Origin of the sequence: Chitinophaga filiformis (assembly GCF_021646545.1) — a bacterium.
GTDB lineage: Bacteria > Bacteroidota > Bacteroidia > Chitinophagales > Chitinophagaceae > Chitinophaga > Chitinophaga filiformis_A.
In genome coordinates this window covers 97,291-122,758 of record NZ_JAKIRP010000006.1, presented here as the reverse complement: position 1 = coordinate 122,758, position 25,468 = coordinate 97,291, and the positions used below count along the sequence as shown (strand labels likewise).

The 25,468-nt window shown below is 48.6% G+C and carries 15 protein-coding genes; 12 read left to right on the top strand and 3 right to left on the bottom strand.

Annotated features, from left to right (window positions below; genetic code table 11):
- Positions 1-7: 7 nt before the first annotated feature.
- The gene (locus L3C95_RS16835; RefSeq protein WP_236389255.1) at positions 8-406 is read right to left on the bottom strand and encodes a BlaI/MecI/CopY family transcriptional regulator; all 399 of its coding nucleotides are present in this window, start codon (positions 404-406) and stop codon (positions 8-10) included.
- Positions 407-479: 73 nt separating this feature from the next.
- The gene (locus L3C95_RS16830; RefSeq protein WP_236389254.1) at positions 480-863 is read right to left on the bottom strand and encodes a VOC family protein; all 384 of its coding nucleotides are present in this window, start codon (positions 861-863) and stop codon (positions 480-482) included.
- A gap of 135 nt (positions 864-998) precedes the next feature.
- Here L3C95_RS16830 and L3C95_RS16825 point away from each other — a divergent pair, with 135 nt between their 5' ends.
- The 8 genes from L3C95_RS16825 (at position 999) to L3C95_RS16790 (ending at position 12,367) form a co-directional block, all read left to right on the top strand.
- Positions 999-2,003, top strand: a complete 1,005-nt coding sequence (locus L3C95_RS16825) for a GlxA family transcriptional regulator (protein ID WP_236389253.1) — start codon at positions 999-1,001, stop codon at positions 2,001-2,003.
- Between the two features lie 102 nt (positions 2,004-2,105).
- Positions 2,106-3,434 carry an ethanolamine permease gene (eat, locus tag L3C95_RS16820; RefSeq protein WP_236389252.1) on the top strand — a complete coding sequence of 443 codons (1,329 nt, stop codon included), beginning with the start codon at positions 2,106-2,108 and terminating at the stop codon, positions 3,432-3,434.
- Positions 3,435-3,694: 260 nt separating this feature from the next.
- Complete coding sequence (locus tag L3C95_RS16815) at positions 3,695-5,071, top strand: ethanolamine ammonia-lyase subunit EutB (RefSeq protein WP_236389250.1); 1,377 nt, start codon at positions 3,695-3,697, stop codon at positions 5,069-5,071.
- Positions 5,072-5,175: 104 nt separating this feature from the next.
- Positions 5,176-5,961 (top strand): ethanolamine ammonia-lyase subunit EutC, encoded by a 786-nt coding sequence (gene eutC / locus L3C95_RS16810; RefSeq protein WP_236389248.1) that lies wholly within the window; start codon positions 5,176-5,178, stop codon positions 5,959-5,961.
- 128 nt (positions 5,962-6,089) lie between these two features.
- Positions 6,090-6,650 carry an RNA polymerase sigma-70 factor gene (locus L3C95_RS16805; RefSeq protein ID WP_236389246.1) on the top strand — a complete coding sequence of 187 codons (561 nt, stop codon included), beginning with the start codon at positions 6,090-6,092 and terminating at the stop codon, positions 6,648-6,650.
- Positions 6,651-6,694: 44 nt separating this feature from the next.
- Positions 6,695-7,609, top strand: a complete 915-nt coding sequence (locus L3C95_RS16800; protein WP_236389245.1) for a FecR family protein — start codon at positions 6,695-6,697, stop codon at positions 7,607-7,609.
- Positions 7,610-7,627: 18 nt separating this feature from the next.
- Positions 7,628-10,831, top strand: a complete 3,204-nt coding sequence (locus L3C95_RS16795) for a SusC/RagA family TonB-linked outer membrane protein (protein ID WP_236389243.1) — start codon at positions 7,628-7,630, stop codon at positions 10,829-10,831.
- Positions 10,832-10,840: 9 nt separating this feature from the next.
- On the top strand, positions 10,841-12,367 hold the full coding sequence (locus tag L3C95_RS16790) for a SusD/RagB family nutrient-binding outer membrane lipoprotein (protein ID WP_236389242.1): 1,527 nt from the start codon (positions 10,841-10,843) through the stop codon (positions 12,365-12,367).
- A gap of 6 nt (positions 12,368-12,373) precedes the next feature.
- Here L3C95_RS16790 and L3C95_RS16785 read toward each other — a convergent pair whose 3' ends face one another.
- Positions 12,374-12,727, bottom strand: a complete 354-nt coding sequence (locus tag L3C95_RS16785; RefSeq protein WP_236389240.1) for a hypothetical protein — start codon at positions 12,725-12,727, stop codon at positions 12,374-12,376.
- A 140-nt stretch (positions 12,728-12,867) separates the two neighbouring features.
- On the opposite strand from L3C95_RS16785, the gene L3C95_RS16780 reads away from it, so the two are divergent.
- The 4 genes from L3C95_RS16780 to L3C95_RS16765 all read left to right on the top strand — a co-directional run bounded on the left by L3C95_RS16780 (position 12,868) and on the right by L3C95_RS16765 (position 25,465).
- Positions 12,868-13,071, top strand: coding sequence for a hypothetical protein (locus L3C95_RS16780; RefSeq protein WP_236389238.1), 204 nt, complete (start codon positions 12,868-12,870; stop codon positions 13,069-13,071).
- Between the two features lie 507 nt (positions 13,072-13,578).
- Positions 13,579-17,997 carry a hypothetical protein gene (locus tag L3C95_RS16775; RefSeq protein ID WP_236389236.1) on the top strand — a complete coding sequence of 1,473 codons (4,419 nt, stop codon included), beginning with the start codon at positions 13,579-13,581 and terminating at the stop codon, positions 17,995-17,997.
- A 5-nt stretch (positions 17,998-18,002) separates the two neighbouring features.
- Positions 18,003-20,075, top strand: coding sequence for a hypothetical protein (locus L3C95_RS16770; RefSeq protein ID WP_236389235.1), 2,073 nt, complete (start codon positions 18,003-18,005; stop codon positions 20,073-20,075).
- 11 nt (positions 20,076-20,086) lie between these two features.
- Positions 20,087-25,465 carry a T9SS type A sorting domain-containing protein gene (locus L3C95_RS16765; RefSeq protein ID WP_236389234.1) on the top strand — a complete coding sequence of 1,793 codons (5,379 nt, stop codon included), beginning with the start codon at positions 20,087-20,089 and terminating at the stop codon, positions 25,463-25,465.
- The last annotated feature ends 3 nt before the right edge of the window (positions 25,466-25,468 follow it).

Below are 25,468 nucleotides of genomic sequence, written 5' to 3'. Positions count from 1 at the left end.
ATTTTGGTTACTTATCCATATCTTTTAATAACGCCTTGATCTTCTTTAACTCTTCCGCCGAGGTTTTGTCGTTGCCCAGCAAAGCCACCATCAGATCACTCGGCGAGCCATTGTACATAGAGTCCATGAAACGGCTCAGCAGGGTGCCCTTCACCTTTTTCTCTTCTACAGCAGCGCTGTAAACGTGCTTCATACTGCTTTCATCACGGTCCAGCATCCCTTTTTCTTTCATTACCTGCATCAGCTTCAGGGTACTGGTATAGATCACCGCCTCCTTCTGCTCGTTCAGTTTATCGTGTACAAAACGCACTGTAGAGGGGCCATACTGCCAGAGTATCTGCAGCACGTCCATTTCAGTTTTCGTTGGCACCATCTCAGGGGATGAATCTTTCTTAAATAAACTCATGACCCAAAGGTATGTATTAAAAACGTACGTTGCAATAACTAAGGGTGAATTTTTTTAAAAAAGACCGTCCTATCTACACCTGTTCCCACAACATCAGGTAAGCCCCTGCCGGGTCCTGAATCAGGCAATACCAACCATGTTCTTCCATCTTGCGTTTATCGCCCATCACTTTTCCGCCCAACGCCTGCGTACGCTCCAGGCTTTGATCCAGGTTGTCTACAGCTACATGTGCCAGCCAGTGGGGAGGAATATGGGCATTCGGGCCTTTCGCATGGCAGATACCCACGGTAGTGGCGTCAGGATCTTCTTTGGTTTGCATAATATAATCCGAATAATCCCCCAGGCTGAGTTCTGTTTTTTCCCATCCTATTACCTGCTGATAAAAATCGCTTACGGCGGTTGCATTGGGAACGGTGAGATCATGCCAGAGAATGGTACCTGCTTTCTTTTTTTCCATAAATGTGGTTTGATTGTGATTGGCCCGAAGATACACAGTTGTAATCTTTTCTTGAATAACCAAAAAAAGAACGTGACAGGGGGTATTTGCGCCAAATGTCGTAACTTGACCGGTACTTGTTTAAAACCTGAAACCATGATGAATTTGGCACTGTTGCTCACCTACAACCACCGGCTCATAAGCACTGCCGCCATTTTGGATGTATTCGAATCGGTGAACAATATGTACACGACCAACCAGCAGGCCCCGATCTTCAATATACAGCTGGTGCTGCCCGATCAGAAGGAAGTGAACATGTTTCCTCATTACGGCCGTTATACCACGGTAACACTGAAGGAGGTTGCGAAACCGGACTTAGTATTGATCCCTGCTTTTATTGCAGGGGATGTGGAGGGCGCTATTGCCGCCAACAGCAGCTTTATTCCCTGGCTACGGCAACTACATCATGCAGGAGCAGAAATAGCCAGTTTCTGCACCGGCGCTTTCCTGCTGGCAGCTACAGGGCTGCTGGATGGTAAGCCTGCAACCACGCATATGAATGCCTGCCATGCATTTGCAGGTCACTTCCCGGATGTATTATTGCAACCCGATAAAGTGCTGACAGCTGCATCTGGCATCTATACCAGCGGAGGCGCTACCAGCACCTTCCATCTGCTGCTGTACCTGGTAGAAAAGTATTGCGGACAAGAGATGTCCGTAAGAGCTGCGAAACTATTTGCTATCGATATGGACCGTGAAACACAATCCTACTTCGGTATGTTCCTGCCGGAAAAGAAACATGCAGACCCGCTGATCTCGGAAGTACAGCAACGCATGGAATCCTCCTTCCAGGAAGCGCGCAACGTGGAATCGTTCATGGAGAACATTCCCGCCAGCCGCCGCAACTTCGTACGCCGTTTTAAACAGGCCACAGGTATCACCCCCATAGAATACCTGCAGAAGACCCGCATTGAGGCCGCCAAAAAGATGCTGGAACGGACCAGTAACAGCATCCTTACGGTAATGCTTGATTGTGGTTACAACGACATCAAAGCCTTCCGCAAAGTATTCAGAAAAGAGGTAGGGCTGACTCCTACAGAGTACAGGCTGAAATTTGCCGGCAGCCGTAATGCGAATACCTCGCTGGCGCTTGAGATGTGATCTTTTTGTGTATCTTGACAATATTTCGCGGAGGGAAACGGGAATATACTTTATCAACCAATGGTAATGATTCAGGCATTACCAGCAATCCCGTGTATATATATGTCTGCTCAGGAAACAGTTTTAAAGAAAGTGATCAGGCCCATACATCTTTGGGCCATCGGCGTCGGATTAGTCATCTCCGGTGAATATTTCGGATGGAATTACGGCTGGGGTGTAGCTGGTACCATGGGCTTTCTCCTGGCCACGCTCGTCATTACCCTGTTGTACATCACCTTCATTTTTAGCTTTACAGAACTGACCACCTCCATTCCGCAGGCAGGTGGTCCCTTTACTTATACGCACCGGGCAATGGGGCCTATCGGCGGACTGATAGCAGGGTATGCCACAGCAGTGGAATTCCTGTTGGCTACACCGGCCATTGCTTTCGCCCTGGGCAACTACCTGCATTTTCTGCATCCCTCGCTCCCGGTACTGGGAAGCGGTATTGTTTTTTATGTGTTGCTCACTGGCATCAATCTGCTGGGGATTAAAGAGTCAGCCCTTTTCTCACTTATTATTACCTTACTCGCAGTAGTTGAGCTGTTGATATACATGGGTATCGTAGGCCCTTCATTCAAAGCGTCCAATTTCATGCACAACGCGATGCCCGCCGGTTGGCTCGGCGTATTTGCAGCCCTGCCTTTTGCTATCTGGCTGTATGTATGTATTGAGGGCATTGCCATGGTGGCGGAAGAAGTGAAAGATCCCTCCCGCAATATTCCTAAAGGATATATTTCTGCCATGCTCACGCTGGCATTGCTCGCAGTAGGCGTGATGGTGCTGACAGGAGGTATTACCGACTGGAAAGCATTATCGGACATTGACTATCCTTTGCCGGAAGCAATCGGTGTGGTATTGGGTAAGCAGAGCGGCATCACAAAGATCTTTGCGGGAATCGGTCTCTTCGGATTGATCGCTTCCTTCAATGGTATCATTATCAGCTATTCCCGCCAGCTCTTTGCACTGGCCCGCAGCGGTTATCTGCCTGGCGTACTGGCAGCGCTCAGTCCCAAAAGACAAGTACCTTATGTTGCCCTGATAGCCGGTGGATTGCTGGGAGTGCTTGCCCTGTACCTGGGTAAGACAGATCAACTGGTGATCTTATCTGTAATGGGAGCTGTGGTGATGTACATTTTCAGCATGATCAGTCTGTTCATACTGAGAAGAAAAGAACCTGGATTAGAGCGTCCTTTTAAAGCGCCGTTCTATCCCTGGTTCCCCGGTATTGCATTGGTACTATCAATCGTATCATTGATAGCCATCGTCTACTACAATCAGCTACTGGCGCTCTTGTTCTTCTCAGGACTGCTCATTGCACTGGTTGTTTTCATAGCGATGGGTAAACACCGGGAACCTGCGCCTGTCGCACAACAAAAAATGGTTCTATAACAAAACACAATAGGACTCCGTTGGGAGTCCAGTGTTTGTAGCGCGGGGTTTCAACCCCGGGTTGGGTGCAATCCCGGGTTGAAACCCCGGCGGGTTGGGTGCAATCCCGCGTTAGGTGTAACCCCGGACAGGACGATAACCCGGACGGGACGACAACCCCGGGAACGTTAATGGCCCGCGGATCACGGGCAAAACCCGCGAACGTGTTTGTATCCGGTGGAATATCCACGGAAGATGTTTAATCAATTATCACAACATTCATGTCATATCAGCACACCATACAACATAAAACATACACCTTCGGTGACCTCCGCACTTTACTCGCGAAGGCTACGCCCTTCCGCTCAGGCGACGCCCTGGCCGGACTGGCGGCCGACAGTTATGAAGAACGTGTTGCCGCGCAAATGACCCTCGCAGATGTGCCTTTAAAAACATTCCTGCAGGAAGCTATTATTCCTTACGAAAAAGATGAGATCACCCGCCTGATCATAGATACGCATGATCAAACGGCTTTCGCTCCTGTGAGTCATTTTACGGTAGGAGAGTTGCGCGACTGGCTGTTAAGTGATGATGCAGATACACAAACATTGCAACGCTTATCGCCGGGCCTTACACCCGAGATGGTAGCAGCGGTCTCAAAGCTGATGCGCAACCAGGACCTCATCAGTGTGGCGCAAAAGTGTGAAGTAGTTACCCGCTTTCGCAATACCATAGGACTGAAAGGGCATTTATCCGTACGACTGCAACCCAATCATAACACCGATGATCCTAAAGGTATTGCTGCCAGTATCATAGATGGTTTGTTGTATGGCAGCGGAGATGCCGTGATCGGTATCAATCCGGCTACGGATAGTCCCCAGGCAGTTGTGCAATTATTGCACATGTTGGACCAGCTACGTACACAGTTTGATATTCCTACGCAGTCCTGCATTTTATGTCATGTCACTACTGCAATGGAGATCATTCACCGGGCACCTGTCGATCTGGTCTTCCAGTCCATCGGTGGTACGGAGAAGACGAACAGTAGTTTCGGTATTCACCTGGGCTTACTCGAGGAGGCATATGAAGCAGCGCTGTCATTAAAGAGAGGTACTATTGGCAACAATGTGATGTATTTTGAAACAGGGCAGGGAAGTGCTTTATCCGCCAACGCACATGAAGGTGTAGATCAGCAGACCTGCGAGGTGCGGTCTTATGCGGTGGCCCGTAAGTTCTCTCCTTTACTGGTAAATACCGTCGTTGGGTTTATCGGTCCTGAATACCTCTTTGATGGTAAACAGATCATCCGTGCAGCGCTGGAAGATCATTGCTGTGGTAAGCTGCTGGGATTACCCATGGGCGTGGATATCTGCTATACGAATCATGCAGAAGCCGATCAGGATGATATGGACAACCTGCTCACGCTGCTAGGCGTTGCCGGTTGTAATTTCATTATGGGCGTACCGGGAGCAGACGATATCATGCTGAATTATCAGTCCACTTCCTTTCATGATGCGCTTTATGCGCGTAAGGTTTTAGGGTTGAAGGCAGCGCCAGAATTTGAAGCCTGGCTGCAACGGCAGGGTATCATGGACAACAAAGGCCAGTTGCAGCAGGTAGGAAAGATGCATCAGTTGTTAGGTTACAGTGCAGGATGAAATGCATTTATTAAGTCTGGATACTGACATGTTATTACTTTGCCAAACAAGGCTGAATGCACCATACCAGAGAACAGCATAACAGATTGAATTTATTACACAGGATGAATAAGGAATTACAGCACCAGCATCTGATACAGGAAGATCCCTGGTCTTCGTTAAAGGCTTTTACCGCAGCGCGTATTGCATTAGGACGAACAGGCACTGCCATCCCTTTAAGGGAAGTATTGTCTTTTAAGCTGGCGCATGCACATGCGCGGGATGCTGTTTATTCAAGGCTGGACATTACACTGTTAATGGAGCAGCTGCAGCCTTTTCATACCGGTACATTGTTGCTGCACAGCAGTGCGGCCGACAGGCAGGAATACCTGCAACGGCCTGATAAAGGCAGGAGGCTGGATGCAGAGAGTATCAAAACCCTGCGCACATTACCGGTTGCATTATTGCAGAAAGATGTAGCAATTATTATCGCCGATGGCCTCTCCGCGACGGCCATGAATATACATACTTTACCGTTATTAACGCAGTTATTGCCCATGCTGAAAGCGGCAGGTATATCAACAGGTCCCATTTGTTTGGCAGAGCAGGGGAGGGTTGCTATAGGCGATGAGATAGGTGAGCTGTTAAAGGCGAAAATGACCCTGGTGTTGATAGGCGAACGTCCAGGACTGAGTGCGGCAGACAGTATGGGGGCTTATCTCACATTCAATCCGCGGGTAGGAAACACAGATGAATCACGAAATTGTATTTCCAATATCCGACAGGAGGGACTACAATATGCAGTTGCTGCCGGCAAGATCTGTTATTTGCTGCAGGAGGCCATGAGGCTGCAGTTATCCGGCGTAGGATTGAAAGACAATTATGAAGAAACAGGCCGCCTGAATAGTTAGCAGCACTTATCACCCTGTCATTTCAGCGTTGCACCATCTTTTTTTGCGATGATGTATTTTTAACAGTTAACCCCGAAATTTCTCTTCGATATTTAAAAAAAATAATACTTTGTGCGGCATTCAAATTGATGATGACGCAAGACGGATACCATATCTCTGCTGAAGAAGCTACTGAGGCCCTCCGTAGCCGTAATGCCGGTGTCTTCCAGAAAATTTACATAGCATACAGTGAGGAATTGTTCCTGTTAGCTTATCGCTGGGTGGCGGATAATGACCTGGCTAAAGAGGTTGTGCAAAGTCTGTTCGCACACTTATGGGAAAAGGGACAACAGATTGAGATCACCGGGAATGTGCGCCACTACCTGTATCGTTCCGTAACAAACAGAAGTATCAATGAGTTAAAACGGCGTTCGAGAAATGTAAGCGAAGAGGTGCTGCAATGGCAGGCCGACGATGCATCATTGCATGATATCACAGACCATTTACTGTTACAGAAGGAAATCGTGCGCCTGGCACAGGGGCTGGCCCCACGCTGCCGGGAGATTTTTCTGCTCAGCCGCTTTGAGGGACTGGAACCGGCTGAGATAGCAGAACGGCTGGGTATTACTGTCAACACAGTGTATTTTCAGCTGGCGGTAGCCCTGAAATATCTGCGCACTCACTTATTGGACGGAAAAAAATTGCAGTAGCATCAAAGTATCGGGGTGCTGAATTGTCGTAATACTATAAAGAAATGAACAACAACGACATAACCGGGTTCATCATAGATTGTCTGACGGACCCCGGTAACAGGGACAAACAGGCTGCATTGAACAAATGGCTGCAGGACTCGGAAGAGAACCGCCAGTTATATGCAGAACTGAAGCAGCTTTGGGAAGCTGCCGCAGATGTTCCTCCTATGCCCTTTAATGTACAGGAAGGGTGGCGGGAATTGTCGCAGCAGATGGCACCAGCCGCCAGAGTGAAACGTATGTTCCCCTGGAGGATCGTTGCCGCAGCTGTGATCCTGCTGTTGTTGGCTGCCGGCGGCTGGTGGTGGCAAAGCTCCCGTAATGCCTGGATCACTTATGCTACGCCGACTTCCGGTATAGATAGTCTTACCCTCCCTGATGGCTCCACGATACGTATGAAAGCAGGTACTTCACTGGCTTACAGGAAGTTGTTCAAAGAGCGTGAAGTAAAATTACTGCAGGGAGAAGCCTACTTTGATGTGGTGAAAGATCCGCAACGGCAGTTCCTTGTTGTAGCAGACAGATCTACCGTAAAAGTACTCGGAACAGCGTTCGATATACGTATAGACAGCACTTCTACAGAGGTCATTGTTTTTGAAGGCAGCATCAGCCTGCACAGCGGCGGAAAGAAGCTGGTACTGCGCAGTGGCAGCGGCAACCTGGCAACTGTCAGCCGGAATGATGATGAGATAAGACATCCCATGGGTAACTATAGTAATCAGTGTGCCTGGGCCACAAACGAACTGGTGTTCGAGAATGAAGAAGCAGAAAATGTAGCAAGGGTATTAGCTGCCCACTATCATATATCAGAAATAAAAGTTATTGAAAATTTGCGGCATAAACGAATTACCTTACGCCTGCATAATACACCTCAGGACGAAGCCCTGGCAATATTTGCCGCTGTCCTGGATCAATAACTGAGCTCCATTACCCTTATGAAGGTCCTGGCCACTTTAGGTATTTTAACCCTCTTATTGTGTGCAGTCCTGACCGGTACGGCACAAGAGTCTCCACTACTGCAGCAGCATCTGAATATCCGGGTGAAGAAGATGCCTGTTTCCGCTTTCCTGAAATGGATAGGCGAACAGACCGGCGTGTCCTTTGCTTATCCCAATGAGATTATCAATGGCCATGCACCCGTTACGATGCATGAAACACAGATCTCTATACAGGCTGCACTTGAATTCGTTTTTCCCTCCGCTCAATATGAGATCCGGACCATCGGCCATCAGATCATTATCCGGTTTAAGAAAGTAACTGCTCCGGCACTGGATACACTGTCTGCTACCCGTATCATGCAGATGAACACCGTCGTGGTGACTGCCCTCGGTATCAACAGGGAACAATACTCACTGGGGTATGCGCATGCAGAAATTAAAGGAAAGGAACTGACCAGTGTAAGAGATGTTCATCCTATGAGTACACTCAGCGGCAAGATCGCCGGACTGGATGTCAGTCCGGTGAACAGCGGAGCGGCAGGATCTACCAAACTGACCCTGCGGGGCATGCGCCTGCTGGGAGGAAATAATCAGCCACTGCTTGTCATAGACGGTATCCCCGTGAACAATACCTCCCCCGGTCAGGCGGAAAAGTATGGCGGGTATGATCTGGGAGATGGTACGGTGATCATTAATCCGGATGATGTGGAGACGCTTTCCGTGCTCAAGGGAGGTGCTTCCGCGGCCTTATACGGCAGCCGGGCTACAAATGGGGTCATATTGATCACAACGAAGAAAGGTGTCCGTAAAGGGCTGGAAATGGAGTTTATGTCGAATGCGGTATTGGAAAGGTTCAACAGTCAGTATGATTTTCAGGATACCTATGGTAGCGGCCGTGAAGGCCTGCTGCCGGGAAGTGCAGCTGCAGCCCGCTGGGATGCGCAATACAGCTGGGGACCTAAAATGAATGCGGACAGTATGGTATGGCTCTGGAATGGTATGAAAGTGCCCTATGTGAAAGCCCGGAATCCTGTTACAAAGTTCTTCCGGCAGGGATTCACCCTTATCAATACACTGGCCGTATCTACCGGGAATGAAAGAACACAGCTGCGGGCATCTTATACCAATACGCGCAACAACGATATAATGCCCACCAGCAGGCTACAGCGACATCACTTCTCTGCCAGGGTTACTACCCGGCTTACAAAGCGGCTGGAGCTGGATACCCGTTTGGCCTGGCTGGATGAAGAGGTGCTGAACCGGCCGGCATTGTCTGACAATCCTAATAATGTCGGTTATGTGCTGAGCGGCATCGCGCCCAATATTGACCTCAACTGGCTGAAGGATTACAAAGACCCGGTAACAGGCAATTACATCAACTGGAACAATAACACCTACCAGGTCAATCCTTATTGGGCCATCTATGAGCAACCTAACAATAGTGACCAGGATCGTTTCAATGGTTTTATCCGCCTGAGATACAAACTATGCCCGGGCTTCTCGGTGCACATACGTTCCGGCGCAGACTACTCCGCGTTTTTCTTTAGTGAGCTGATGAACTATTCCACGCCGGTAAATCCGCTGGGAGCCATGTTCCTTAAAGACAGAAGATTTTGGGAAATAAACAGCGATCTGCTGCTCACTTATACCCGCCGGTTCAATAAGTTCCGGTTCACATTGAATGTGGGGACTACCCGTATGGACTACAAGGAAACGATCCGCAATACTACCGGCAGGGAAATGAATATCCGCGGTGAAAGGGCTATTGATAATTTTGCAACCCGTATGCGTCACGAAATGATCCTCCGGAAAAGGATCAACGCGGTATATGGCTCACTGGATATTGACTATAGGCGGCTCCTGTTCCTTTCCCTGACGGGGCGTAAAGACTGGTCTTCAACTTTACCGCGCAACCATAACGCTTATTTCTATCCTTCGGCATCAGCGGCATTCCAGTTCACAGAGCTGATGAGGAACAGGAAGGTGCTGTCTGCCGGGAAATTGCGTTTATCCATCGCGCAAACAGGTACTGATGCTGTACAACCTTATCAGCTACGGCTTACCTACGGCTATAATCCTGATATTCCTGTTGTAAAAGGATATGCTATTGGTGGTGTGGCCGTGGATAATGTACCCTTCGCTGATCTGCGGCCGGGCGCTAACTACGCTTATGAAGCGGGTGCGGACCTGGCATTCTTCGATAACCGTTTACACCTGGATGTTACCTGGTATCATTCCAGGACGAAAGACCAGGTGCTGAATGCACCCGTATCTACGACCAGCGGTTATACCAGTGCTGTGATCAATTCCGGCAATATCCGTAATGAAGGCGTTGAAATAGCATTGGGAGGAATGCCGGTGGTACATAAAAATTTCAGCTGGGATGCCGGTTTGATCTTCTCACGCAACATGAACAGGATACAGTCGCTCAACTCGCTGGTGTCGCCTTATTACCCGGTAGCAGTGGCGCGTTGGGGAAGTGTTTCTGTTGTGGCGAAGAAGGATGCCGAGTATGGTATGCTGACCGGCAGGCATTTCCTTCGTGATTTCAAAGGCCGCCTGGTACTGGATGGAAATAATCTGCCGAAACATACAAGTACCGATAGCCGCCTGGGAAGTAATCAATATGCATGGACAGGTAGTGTTACCAACCGTTTCTCTTATAAGCGCCTGACTTTGACAGTGCTCGTGGACATAAAATACGGCGGCAATATCTTCTCTATGACCAACCTGCTGGCCTATTCAAACGGGAACCAGAAAGGTACGCTGGCAGGAAGGGAAGGATGGGCGCGGTCTGAACAGGAAAGGATCAGCGCGGGCAAGACGCCGGAGGAATGGACACCTACAGACGGATTACTCATCAAAGGGGTACAGGCAGCCACCGGCAATGAAGTGACGGCCTATGTGAATCCGCAGGCCTACTGGAAAAGGGTGGGAGAGAGCATTCCTGAGGCATTTGTATACGATGCAACTTTTGTAAAGCTCAGGGAACTGCATCTTGATTATGATCTGCCTTTATTTAACAAGGTGATCCGCGAAGCCACCATTTCGCTGGTCTCGCGTAATCCTTTCACTCTTTACAAAGCTGTACCTAATATAGATCCTGAATCAAGTTACAACAACACGACTGCGCAGGGGTTGGAATACGGCTCCCTGCCAACGCGAAAGTCGTATGGAGTTAAACTCTTCGTCAAGTTTTAAGTGATGCCAATGAAAAGACATAGATGGAACCTGCTGTTGATCTTATTACTGTCTTCCTGTACTGCCGGGTTTGATGAGATCAATACAGACCCTAAGACGAAAGACAGCATTCCTCCCGGAGAACAGCTCACTGCTGCTGCTTATTTTATGGATGGAGGCCGTGAAATGGGCTATCCTAATCTGTATATTTTTCAGCCCATGGTGCAATACCTTACGGGCGCAGAAGATATGAGCAGGGGAGGGAAGTATATCCGTGATGAATTTTATAACAACTGCATGTGGGAAAACCTGTATGGTAAGAGCTTAAAGCAACTGGTTGACCTGTTGGAAAATCATAAGAACGATACCGCCCTTGCCAACTACCTGGCGGCTGCCCGTATATTGCGGGTGTATGTGTTTTCCCTGCTGACAGATACTTATGGCGACATTCCTTACTCGCAGGCAGGACTGGCTTATTACAACAAGATCTACACACCTCAGTACGATAAACAATCTGATATCTACGCCGACTTTTTCAAAGAACTGGCAGCCGCCACGGCGCAGTTCGATCCCACGAAAGAGGGTATTTCAAACGACATCGTTTATAACGGTGATCTGGACAAATGGAAACGGCTGGCAGGTTCTCTGAGACTACGGCTGGCTATGCGGCTGACAAAAGTGAATGCCGTAACGGCAAGGCAGCAGGTGGCAGCCGCATTGGCTGCGGGTGTGATGCAAAGCGCGGAAGATAATTTCCGGATGCTGCATGACAACTACGCTTATCCCGACCTGCGGGGTAACGGTTATGCACAGGCGTTGCTGGAAGACAATGTACGTCAGTGGGTGAAGGGATGCAGCACATTTGTGGAGTACCTGAAGGCTGAGAGGGATCCCCGTTTGCCTACTTTTTTCGCCAATAGGGACGCTAAGGGGAAAGATATTACAATTATTACCAAATACCTGTCTATGGCGCCAGGATTGTACTATTGGGATGATGTGGAAGATTACGTTGGCCCGGGAGGCGTGGTAGTACCTGCTGCGGATAAGTACTGCGTGCTGAACCAACCCTTTTATCAGCTGCAGGCCCCCTTCCTGCACATGGGATATGCCGAAGTAGCATTTCTGCAGGCAGAGGCGGCCGCCAGGGGCTGGATTCCTGACGATGCTAATACCTGGTATCAGACAGGGATCGGCGCTGCCATAGAACAGCTGAAGTTATATCCAGAAATAAGCTATATCCCTGACGACACAGCTGCCGCATTTGTGCGAGCGCACAGGCTGACGCCGGGGAAGGAGATTGAACAGATCAATATGCAGAAATGGGTGGCGCTCTTTCCCAATGGGTTTGAAGCATATGCGAACCAGCGCCGCAGTGGCTTCCCGGTACTGAAACCGATTACAGATCTGGGCAATGAATCTCAGACAGACGGTATTCCTCCCAGGCGCTTATTCTATCCTGCCACGGAAGCATTCAGCAATACGGTCCATTACCAGCAGGCGCTGGACAGAATGGGAGGAACAGACGATTGGTTACAGCACGTATGGTGGGACTATTGATGCCCATTACATCGTCTCCTGTTCTTCCGGATGTCTTGGTTTGTACCAGGCGTAATAATATCCCAGTATCAACACACCCGTTAAGAATGGTATCAGTGCCAGATGTTTGTAGGTGATCGAACCGGTAATGATCTCCGCATCAAAATGCAGGAATTCACTGACCATCCAGTAAGAGTTGGCGGTGATCCACACGGCAATAGCCAGGTTGTGGCATAACTCCGACATAAATTGTCGTGTGCGGTAAGCTATCACAATAGCAATTATCAGCGTCGGGAAGATCATTGCAATGCCCAGTGGCTTCCAGATGAGGCACCAGCCTATGTCTTTCAGCAGCCAGAAAACGATATGCAGATTTTCCATTTTCCGGTATTTCAACGGGATACTGTAAACAGGTGTGGTTTCGGGCATGTTTGGTCTTAATTGTGCCGGCAAAAATATAAAATCTGGCATCAATTGGTATAACTCTTGTATTAAGCTATACATACCAAAATGAACGAGTTATGAAAAAAGCAATGATAGCCGCTTCTATTGTCGGCGCAGCAGCAGCTGGAGTGATCGTGTATCTGACCCGGAAAAATGGAGGTGTGAAAGGTCTCCTGAATAAGGCAGAATCCGCAGCAGATAGCGCCCGCCAAATGGCGAACCGCCACCTGCGCAAATCACAGGAAAGAGTTAATACCATGGTCAATGATTCCATGGCTTAATGATTGCAGGCATTTTACCGGGGTGGCAAGCATTGTTCCCATAAATACTCCGGTAGGATGTCTGCTTATAAGTTCAACTTAAGTCCAACCCAAAGGCATGTATAAGGCATGTATGAAGCATGTATAAAGCGTACTCACGTAACCCACCTCAGGTCGTGACAAAACTATATTAGCAATATATTACCTCATAATGGAATCATTTGCTGCAATCAGCCCGCCATTGGCGGGCTGCGTTGTTCTTTCGACAGGACATCCCGTAAAGACATATTCCACCGATTGGCCCCCTCCGAAAGATATGAGCACACGGCAGGCTGTTGTACCCTGGGTGCGAGACGGTTCAATTATGAAGGAATTTGGGAGTTTTTATTCTCTGTGTATTTGAAAATCAGCCTCTTAAAGAATAACCATATTAAATTAAGTTAACATTGAACAAAAAATTTTAATATGGGCGATAAATAGTTACATTTGTTTTATTGTTAATATTAAGGGACACCCACCCGTTGACCGATGAAGCACCACCCTGTACCTGTCCTACGACTGACAGTATTTTCACTGTTACTGCTCTTATTGTGGCCTGTTTACGTTAACGCCGCACATTCCACAGCCGCTCTTCCACAAGACACGGCCAAAGAAAGCCTTGCAGATCATGCTGTTAGCGTGTTCAATAAGATCAAGGAAAAGAACAAGTTTATCAATTTCCTGACCGACGAATCACTGGGCACATTGCCTGTGGGGCTTGTCCGTGAAATAAACGGCAAGGTCTACGTCATTGCCATTGACAGTATTCGCATGACGCCTCAGGGAGCCTACCTGAGCGCTTATTTCCGCTTTACTTTCCCCGGTACTACCCGGGAGCTGATATTCGGGGGAAAAGATATAGCCTTTACGCCGGGAGGAGTAGGTGTAGGGAATTCCACCAAATTGATGCTGCTCAACGACCAGGAAGTGAACATCAACGAGCATGTTGAACTCACCTTCCCCGGAGACGGCACCAACTTCGTGGAATGGGACTGTAACGGCTTCAAATCGGTCAGCCTGAAAGGGATGTTCGAATTTGATAAGGGATGGCTTGAGCCCGATGATCCTTCACAGACTGCCGTACGCGCAGACCTCACTATCAATGCTGCCAAAGATATCAGCAATATCATGGCCGATATCAATATTCCCGCTTTCCGTATCAAGGGCCTGAAAGACTTCAACTTTAAAGTGAAGCATGCCGTGGTGGATATGAGTGACCTCGCCAACCCTTCAGGATTGAATGTAACTGCGGATATGCTGGACGATCCTTCCAGCCCTGACCTGTGGAGAGGATTCTACCTGCAGGAGCTGGAAGTGGGATTACCGCAACAAGTAGCGGCGAAAAGTGGACGACCTAAGGTAACGGTCTCCAACTTCATCATAGACGATCAGGGAGTAAGTGGTAACATCGCAGCCGAGAACATCGTTAAGCTGGGAGATGCCAGCGCAGGCGGCTGGCCAATGTCTATCGAGAAAGTAGGATTGAGCTTCAGTAAGAACAAACTGAACGGCGGTTCACTGGGTGGACAACTGAAAATAGGCTTCCTCGGCGACGACCCGTTGAATTATGATGCAGCTGTCAGCATGCGCGGCAGTGATACCTATTACTCTTTCGCTTTAGCAACTACTGTAGATAAAACATATGCCTTCTTTGCCGGTAACATCACCCTGAACAAGGACTGCCGCATCGAAGTGACCAAAACAGATAAAGACTTCATTCCGAAAGCAACCCTCACAGGTAAAGTAGAACTTAACAAGAGTGTCCTGAACGTAAAAGGCGTTGCCTTCGAAGACCTCACTCTTTCCACACAGAAGCCCTATGTACATAGTGGCACGTTCTCGTTCGAATCAGCCGGAGATGGCGGCTCAAAGATGAGCGGCTTCCCGATCAGCTTTGATGACCTTAGCCTAGGTATTTCTGAAGGAAAGGTAGCCGTAGGTGCTACGGTGAAGCTGAACTTTATGAACTCCGGTGATAAAGGCTTCAGTGGAAGCGCCGGATTTACCGTTACAGCTGCCCAGGAAGAGATCAGGGAAAAAGTGATGGTGAATGGAGCAGCTGTTGAAAAGACAGATACAAAATGGAAGCTGGACAAAGTAACGGTTAGTGATATCGACCTGACAGTAAAAGTCATGGCCTTCCAGATGCATGGTATCATCACACTCTTTGATGATCATCCTGTATATGGTAACGGCTTCAGAGGTACACTCGACTTCGCCCTGCCCGGACCGATCCCGAAAGCAAAAGCTACGGCCTATTTCGGCTCCAAGGACGATTACCGCTACTGGCACGTGGATGCCTATATCGGTGTCAGGATCCCGCTGCCGCCAATGTTACAGATCACCGGTCTGATGGGAGGTATGTCATACCACATGGAACGTCCGGCCAACTTTGACCCTTACGACTCCAGGAACGCCATAGATAAGAAAGGAGGCCTGAAGGATGTCAACGAGATCTTCCAGTATGTACCCTCCAAAGATGCAGGCCTCGGTTTCATGGGAGGTGTCTCTCTGGCACTCACTACAGAGGTGGTCGTAAATGCCAATCTCGCGCTGGAAGTTCAGTTTGGAACGAATGGAGGTTTCCGTTACGCACAGTTTGATGGAGCTGGTTACCTGATGCATGAAGCCCTCAAGGCCAAGAGCAAGAACGAAGCGAAAGAAGATGAAGCTGCACCGGTATGGGTACAGTTCAAGATGCGCTTTGACAACGTCAACAGCACCTTCGATGCAAGCCTGAAAACCTATATCAACATCCTCGGTGTAATAAAAGGAGTGAACGAACGGGGACTGGTAGGAGAGTCTGTCATACATATTGGACCAGACGACTGGTACTTATACGTGGGCCGTCCTTCACAGATGAATGGTCTCTCCGTCGCTGGTGTAGCAGAAGTAAGAAGCTACTTCATGATGGGATCGAAAGTGGAAGATATGCCGCAGGTACCTGTAGAAGTAAGCGAAGTGTTTGATGATGTGAATACCGACTTCATGGCCATGGAAAACACCATGAGCACCGGTAAAGGGTTCGGCTTCGGCGCACATTTCAAAACAGGATTCTCATTTGATTATGGTGTCTATGGTGAGTTTGCCATAGGTGCTGGCGCCGATATCCTCCTGCGTAACTACGGAGAAGCCAGGTGTAAAGGCAGCAACAGCCCGCTCGGTTTCAACGGATGGTATGCTTCCGGACAAGCGTATGCCTACCTGAAGGGCGACGTAGGGATCCGTGTGAAGGTCTTCGGGAAGAAAAGAGGATTCTCTATCGCTAAATTATCTGCAGCCGTATTGTTACAGGCTAAACTGCCAAATCCTTCCTGGTTCAGAGGGATGGTGGGCGTAAAATATTCTGTGCTGGGTGGTATCGTGAAAGGTACTGCCAACATCAAAGTAGAACTGGGGTCTCAATGTGAGATCGTAGGTGGGAAGGAGATCAACATAGAAGTGATCAGTGATATCAAGCCGGACGATCAGGGTACTGATGTCAGCGTGTTCTCATCACCACAGGTGGCCTTCAACCTCGCGATAGAGAAACCATTCTCTATGATGAATGAATACGACGAAGTAGCAACCTACCGTGTAAGATTGGATGAAGTGAAATTGATGAATGGTAGCGCACAGATTGCCGGCAACGTCGTGGTAAATCCTGATGGTATGTCTGCATCGCTCAACCAGCGCGATATCCTGCCGGGAGAAAGCACGCTGACCGCATCTGCAAAAATCCACTTCGAAAAACAGAACGGCGCTGCCTGGGATGCATTGAAGAGCGATGGCCGCAATATTGATTATGAAGTGAAATCCAGCACCTTCACTACAGGTGAAGAACCTAAGACCATCAGCTGGGAGAACGTTGCCTATGCTTACCCTGTCAGAGCTCAGTACAACTTCCTGCCGGGAGAATACAAAAAAGGATACATCAAACTGAAATATGGTCAGCCTAAACTGTTCAGAAAAACAGATGATGAAGGAAAAAGCTACAGTGTGACCGCAGCTTTCACATCTGCGCAGAAACAGGTGTCCGCAAGCACTGTCTCTTATGATGAAGCAGCTGTACAGGTCAACTTTGATATCCCTGCAGATCTGTCGAAGGAAATGATCTATACCTATAACATCATCCGTGCATCACTGGATGGAGAAAAGGCTGCCAACAACGTAACCAGGATAGAAAAGACAGATGTGGGTGATCAGGGCGACAGCACCACCATCACACAAACTGCCCTGAAAGGTACCGCTAACTCTGACGCAGATAAAGAACTGATCGCATACAACTTCCGCACCAGCAAGTACAGCACCTTCGCAGAAAAGATGAACGCAGTGACGGGCGCACAAGACCTCTGGGATGTTGCAACCGGTTATGTGACGGTGATCGGTACGCGCTTTACTACAGCAGAAACCTTCGATAGGTTTGATATCAGCGGAGATGCTACCTGGTCAACCAAACCGCTCATCCTGCTGAAAGCAGGCACCAACAATGAATGGTTACAGAACAAGATCCTGCCATTACTGTATAACGGTTATCCATTCGAATCATCAATGACCCTGGCCCGTGATCCGGCTACTACCGGAGGTATACCGCCATTGGAATCGGTGCGTTTATACAACAACGATAACAACTATTACCAGCTGGAAAGCAATCATGTGAGCGATGGGGTAGCACCTGTAAAACCCGGTTCATGCCGGTTCATGTACTATGTGCCTTTCACCGCACATGAAGATTACATGGAACTGATCACGAAAGCAGGCAGATTGTACGTGAACGGATACGCAGGTACACGGGCCAGCAGCCTGTTACGGTATACATTCCCCGACCTGCAGGGTAATATTAATTATCCTGTGGAACTGCAATACCGCTTACCAGGTACAAACCAGATCACATCAACAGTAACAAAGAATATCTACTATAAATTATAACTGACATGCGTCGTATCCTAGTACCCCTTTTGACGTCCGTGATGATGTTGTTTTGCAGCACAGGTATTTCCTATGCACAGGATAATGAACATAAGATAGTGGGAATAGCCGATCCCAAAGACGGGAAGATCCGCTTACGCTGGTCGCCCGCCAGCTATATAGCCTGGGAGATCGGAAATAAATATGGTTACACCGTTGAGCGATTCACTATCTCTTCCAACGGAGCGCTGGTCAGTCAGCCGAAAGCTGTCATGCTGACCCCGCAGCCATTAAAGCCATATACCTTACAACGCATGGAAGCGCTGGCAGAGAAGGATGATCGTATCGCCATTGTTGCGGAGCTGATCTATGGAGAAGATGGTAAAAAGGTCACGCCTGAAAAAGGCTTTGGCGCCTATCTGGAAAGTAAGAATACGAACGACTGGCGTATGGCGATGGCCCTGCTGTCGTGCGACCTTTCCATCAATGCAGCGCAGAGCGCAGGTCTCTACTTTGAAGATGCCGGTGTAAAGAAAGGAGAGCGGTATGCTTACCGTATCGCACCGGCTCAGCAGCCAAAGAACCTCGTTATCGATACTGCATTTATAATAGCATCGCTGGATGAACCGGTGGTCCTTTCAAAACCGCTCGAACTGGCTATCGTTTGTGGCGACAGTACTGCTACATTAGGCTGGCTCACCAAATTCAGCCGGGGCATGTACAGCGCTTATAATGTAGAACGTGCGGTGGATGGAAAGAACTTCAAACCGGTGTCTGACCTGCCGATACTGCCCACTTCAGCGGATAAGAACGGCTTCTCCTATTATCAGGATTCCCTGCCGGATAATGACAACAGATATACGTACCGGGTACGTGGTATTACGCCTTTCGGTGAATACGGGCCCTGGTCACATACAGTAGAAGGCATAGGGGTGCCGGCAGTTGCTGACGTGCCCGTGATGGATACCATCATTGTAGTAGACAACAAAAAGATCTCCCTGCAATGGTCATTACCGGGTAAGTTATCCCGTCAGCTGGACAAAGTGATCATCTCCCGTTCAGATAAAGGTACCGGGCCTTTCAGCCCTTTGGCAACCCTGAAGGGAACCGCAACTACCTATACCGACAATCAACCATTGGTGTCAAACTACTATCGCATCAAAGGGATCACGAAGAGTGGTAAAGCCATTTATTCATTCCCCTACTTCGCACAGCTGATAGATAGCACGCCGCCTGCGGTGCCCGCAGGGCTGGCAGGTAAGATCGACTCAGTGGGTATTGTCACTTTACAGTGGGCAAAAAATACTGAGCAGGATCTCCGTGGTTACAGGGTCTTCAGGGCTAACAGCACCAGGGAAGAGTTTGTGGAAGTGACCCGTGAAATACTGGAAACACCCGGCTTCACAGATACAGTTACACTGCATACACTTACGCACCATGTGTTTTACAAAGTGATCGCAGTAGATAAGAACTACAACCCTTCAGAATACTCACCATATGTAATGCTGAAAAGACCTGATACGATAGCACCTTCACGGCCGGTGATCACAAAGGCTTACAGGTCAGACAGCCTGCACGCTATCGTCCTGCAATGGATCAACAGCTCCAGTGCCGACGTAGTAAAATATGGTCTCTACAGTGTCAATGTAAAAGACAGCAGCCGCAGGCAGGTAGCGGTATGGGATACCGCTACCAGGCGTGAAAGTTATATCGATACGGTATTGGTAATGGGTAACACTTATTACTATGAACTGGAAGTGTACGACGATGCCGGCAATTGTGCAAAAGAACTAAGTGGCGATATCTGGTTTGAATCAGGTAAACGTGTGGCCATCAAGGGCTTGAAAGGGGTAGTTAATAAAGAAAAGAAACAGGTGGAACTCAGCTGGCAGTACAATCAGCCTGACGTGAAACAATTCCGGATCTACCGCGCCAAGAATGATAATCCTTTTATTCTGTACACTACCGCAGAAGGTGATAAACAACAATGGACAGACAACGAGGTATTCCTTGGTAACATCTATAAATATAAGATCACCGCTGTGATGAAAGGGGATGTCAAAGCAGAAATGAGCAAGGTGGTAGAGGTTAAATTTTAAATCAGTAGCAGATGAAGATCAGCAACATAATAAGGTGGCTGATAGCAATAGTTATCATTTTAGCGGGTAATAAGGTAGGCGCACAAGGCTTGTCTACCACCACATCGCTATATGGACAGATAGACCCCAGCTATAGCTTTGATAGTTACATTTTTATTGGGAACATAGGCTTTGGTCAGGATTATCGCTTCTTTCCCGGAGCGCCTTTAACAGTAGCGTCTTCCCCTGCCTTCACATTGCTCAGAAAAGACGGTGTGACGACTCCATCTGCTTTTGGCCAGATCTATCCGAATGCAGTGTATCCATATGATAAAAATGCGGTATCAAGTGTCCCTTATGTAGGACCGTACATCAATTACAACAATATATTGCGTGCCCGCTGGGCATATGCAATGGTTGCGCCTAACACGATCAGTGGTTCAACGGGGCCCGTTTGTGGCAATTCAACCATGTATCTGATGAGTGTTGAAAACTGGGCCCTGTTCTCCGATGTCTTTGTACAATCTTATGTTGTATGGGAATATCAGATCAATGGAAGTACACAATGGCAGCTACTCAGTGAGGTAGAGACCAGCGGCAGTGACTATGAGGTCTTCTTTAAACCAACAGAAAAGATCCCTGAAGTTCTGGGTGGTACAAAATCCGTCCGCTTCCGTTGCCGTGTGAAAGCAAAGTATAGCAACGTAACCTATTATTCCCCATATAGTGCGGTTACCAGCCCCATAGAAATACTGGCGCCAGCTCCTGTGCTGAACAGGACCCTGGTACAGACAACGAACACCTGTAAGGGAGAATCCATGGGATCTATCAGGGTACCTTCAGGCGCTGTAACCAGTGCCTATCCGAATATGCGCTGGATCTTAAGGCCTGGCGCGGCAGTGGAACCCTGTTTCCCGGGAGGGGCAAATACCACCTGTGGCAATGGTATTGCCCAGAGTGCGGGGAATGTACCAGTATCCGATGAGATATCGATCAATAACCTTCCGGAAGATACATACTCATTGTGGTTCGTCAATCCCGGAGAAGAAACAGGGAATTGTTTCGCCAGTTATGTCTTCACTGTCTCTTCATTTCCAGCCATCACAGTAACAGAGAACGCTGCACAACGGAAACATATCAGCTGTTATAATGCAAACGATGGAACAATAGGTATTACTGCCACGGGAGGAGATCCGACCGGCCAATACCTGTTCACGCTTTTGCATGACGATAATACCGTCTACAGATCAGAACAGGCGGGTACGGGTGCTGCGATGTTGTGGCAGAATCTGCCCGCAGGAAAGTATAAAGTCAGTGTAAGGAACAGCAAATGTCCGAACGTTGTAGTAGGCAATTTCGTTGTTGAGCTGACACAACCCGTGCAGATGACCGGCCAGATCAGCACTCTACAGCCAACGTGTAATACACCGGGGAATGGATCGATCACCATAACAGCCAATACAACTGTTGCGAAATACAGATATGAGCTTTATAAGAGCGGCACACTGGTACAACAATCAGGCTCCGTAACGGTGGGTACCTATACCTTTAACGGACTGGCTGGAGGTACTTATTCCGTTACGCTGTATAATGATGAAGTAGCAGGCTGTCCCGGTTGGTCAGCTCCTGCCACACTGAATGTACCAACGCCATTATCACTGCAGTTGCTGTCGCGCGACTCTGTAAGTTGTAACGGTGGTGCTGACGGCCGTCTTGAATTCAAAGGAGCCGGTGGCAGTAATGCATTTACATACACACTGTCGGGAGGAGCCATGGCGCCGGTAACAAATACGACCGGTGTTTTCGGCGGACTAAAAGCAGGTACTTATAATATTCAGCTGACAAATCAGGCAGCCGGTTGTAACGACCAGATCACACAGGCTGTATCCGTGTTTCAGCGCACACCGCTAAATGTACAGCTACAGGCAACAGGCATCAGTTGTTACGGAGCAGATGATGCATCGCTGCATGCAACCGTTAGTGGTGGCTCCGGTAACTACCGCTATACATGGCAGGAGTTGAAGAATGGTGTATGGACCGGCAATGGCTTCTGGTTTGATACCGATACAAAGATCGAAGCACTGAGTGCCGGAACTTACAGGGTGATCATCACAGATGCCAGTGCAACAGCTTGTACCGTGACATCTGCAGACGCTGTAATAGCGCCTGCGACTGAACTGAAGATCACCGGTGTAACAATAACAGACGCCGTATGTCTGGCAGACGGAGCACGTATCGCGATGACAGGCACAGGAGGTACCGGCGTTTATACCTATTCATGGTCATTGGACGGAGGCGGTTCGTATCAGCCTTTTACCGCCACTACACCGATCACCACTTCAGGCACTTATCAGCTGCGGTTATCTGACGCACGCGGTTGCAGAACAGATGCGGCGGCAACCTACAATATCGTATTGCCACCGGCAGCGCTGGATGCAACGATCGCAGTCTCTAATTATAACGGCTTCAACATCTCGTGTAAAGATGCCGGCGACGGCAAAATAACGGTGACTGCAACCGGCGGAAACGGTGGTGCTTATGCCGGGTATCAGTATAGCCTCAATAATGGCGCTTACCAATCTTCGGCGGTATTCGACCACCTGGCTGCAGGAGTGTATGCTGTTAAAGTAAAAGATGGCAGAGGATGTGTGGTGACGAAGAATATTACCCTCATGCAACCCGCTCTCAATATCAGTGTCACAAAGAATGATATTACATGTTATGGTGCATCTACCGGTAGTATCACCACAAACATCTCCGGGGGAGCAGCACCATATGTATTACGTGTCAATGGCGCAACGGCAACAGCAGGTGTGGCTGTACAACAATTACCGCAGGGGACTTATGTAATAAATGTAACTGATGCCAACGGATGTACAAAGGACACCACTATTGATATCAGTTATAAATACCCGGCCTTGACCATCCATGATGCAGTGGTAAGCGATATCGTTTGTTACGGATCAGCGGGTCATATCAATATCAATGCAGCAGGTGGCGACGGCGTACATACATTCAGCATCAGTAATGATAACTGGGCTACATCAGATAATTATGTAAATGGAGCAAACCTGCAGGCCGGTAACTATAAATTACGCCTGACAGACGGACAGGGGTGTACTACCAACTATCCGGATGATCTGTTGATCACCGCTCCGGCAGCACCGCTTAGCTTTACGGCCACATTGTCTGACTATAACGGGTTCAATATCTCCTGTGCAGGAGGGAGCAACGGATATGCCAACATCAGTGCCAGTGGTGGAAATGGCGCAGCGTATTCTGGATATACCTATGCACTGGATAATAACCCTTATACAAACGCATCACTGGTAGAGCAGATCAATGCAGGCACGCATGTGTTGCGTGTAAAAGATGGCAGGGGTTGTGTGGTCTCCAATACCTTCAACTTTACCCAATCTGCCGCCGCCATCAGCCTGGCGCTGGTAAGCAAGCAGGACGTGACCTGCGCTTATGTACCTGCCGGTAGCTTTACAGTAGCAGGAAGCGGAGGAGTAGGCGCGCTACAATACAGTATAGACAACAGGAACTGGCAGTCAGGCGCTACCTTCTCAGGGCTCGCAGCCGGAACCTATACCGTAATGGTGAAAGATCTGAACAGCTGTGGCACATCACTGACAGTACAGGTAGGCACTACCAATCCTGCAATTGTCATAGACAACATTACTGCCAGAGACATTATATGTTATGGTCAGAAGGGTAGTATCCAGATCACGGCCCATGGCGGTACCGGTGCATTAACGAATGAATATGCCTGGAACGGTGGTAACTACGATCATACCTTCAATAACAACACGACCCTGGAAGAAGGAACGTATACTATAAGAGTGAAAGATGCAGCAGGCTGTTATTCCCGCGTATCCAACCCTATAAAGATTACGGCTCCGGCAACAGCGCTTAACGCCACGATCACAACATCCGATTACCACGGCGTAGCCATTTCCTGTTACGGACTGGCGGATGGCCGTATCAATATCAACGCTGCCGGCGGTAATGGCGCAAATTACGCAGGATACAGGTACAGCATCAATAATAGCGCTTTCAGTAATAACAACAGTTACGCTAACCTTGCAGCAGGCAATTATACTGTGAAAGTGATAGATGGCCGTGGTTGTGAACTCAGCCGTCAGTTGGGATTAAGTCAACCGGCAGCAGCACTCTCTTTGGCAGTCAGCAGCAAGGAAGATCTGCCATGTGGCGCCAATCCTACGGGTAAGATCACGTTGAATGCTACAGGAGGAACAGGTCCATATACATATACATCAGGCAACAATAACTGGCAGAATGCCCCTGTATTTACAAATCTGCCTGCGGCAGATTATGCACTACAGGTAAAGGATATTAACGGATGTACCGCCACAACTAACACAAGCATTAAGGCCATGTACCCGGCGATCAATAGTGCAAGTGTGGTCACTCCGGTAAGCTGTAACGGCCTGTCAGATGGCGCATTGACCATCAATGTAACAGGGGGTGACGGTCGCTATACGTACGAGTGGAACGTAACAGGCGTATCAGGTAATAAGTTGCAGCAACTCTCCGCAGGAACTTACACAGTGAAAGTAACCGATGGAGCTGGATGCTTCCGCTCATTTACGAACACTGTCCCACAACCGGTGGCACTGTCTATGGAAGTGAGTGCTCCTGCTATCTGTGATGGCGTCAACAACGGCACGATCGACGCTACTGTAAACGGAGGTACGCGGCCATATAAATATGCCCTCAACAACAGCAGCTGGTTAACATCAGGTTCATTCACACAAATAGAAGCCGGCAGGTATAACATTAAAGTACAGGATGCACATGGTTGCGAAGTTGCAAAGGATTTTGAAATAACAAAGCTGAATACAAAGCCCTACGTCAATTTCCTGGTAGCATCCCGTAGAAACGCTTTTGACACCCTGATCATCAAAGATATCAGCCTGCCTGCGCCGGAGAGTATTACCTGGTCTTATTCTCCTGAAGCAACCCTGCTGGGTTATGATAACGGTATACCACTGATTAAGTTCGCATCTCCGGGCAACTACTGGGTAGCGATGACGGCGACTTTTGGTACCTGTACCTATTCCGAGCGGAAAGATCTGCAGATCAGTCCTTATGATCCGTTGGCAGGGCCCGTGTACACTCAGCCCGTAGGTGTGATCGACACCGTCTATATGTCACCCAATCCTAATAACGGCAACTTCAGCTTTACGGTAAAACTCAACCGTAAACAGCGGATAGTGGCTTATGTATACGATCTGAATGGAATAGTGGCTGATAAACGCCAGTACGCGCCAACCTTACAGGTGGACGATAAGTTCTCCATAGGCAGCGGAGCTACAGGCATTTTCATCCTAAGAATAATAACAGAAAGTGAAAGCAAGGACATCCGGTTTATTATCTCCCGATAAAAG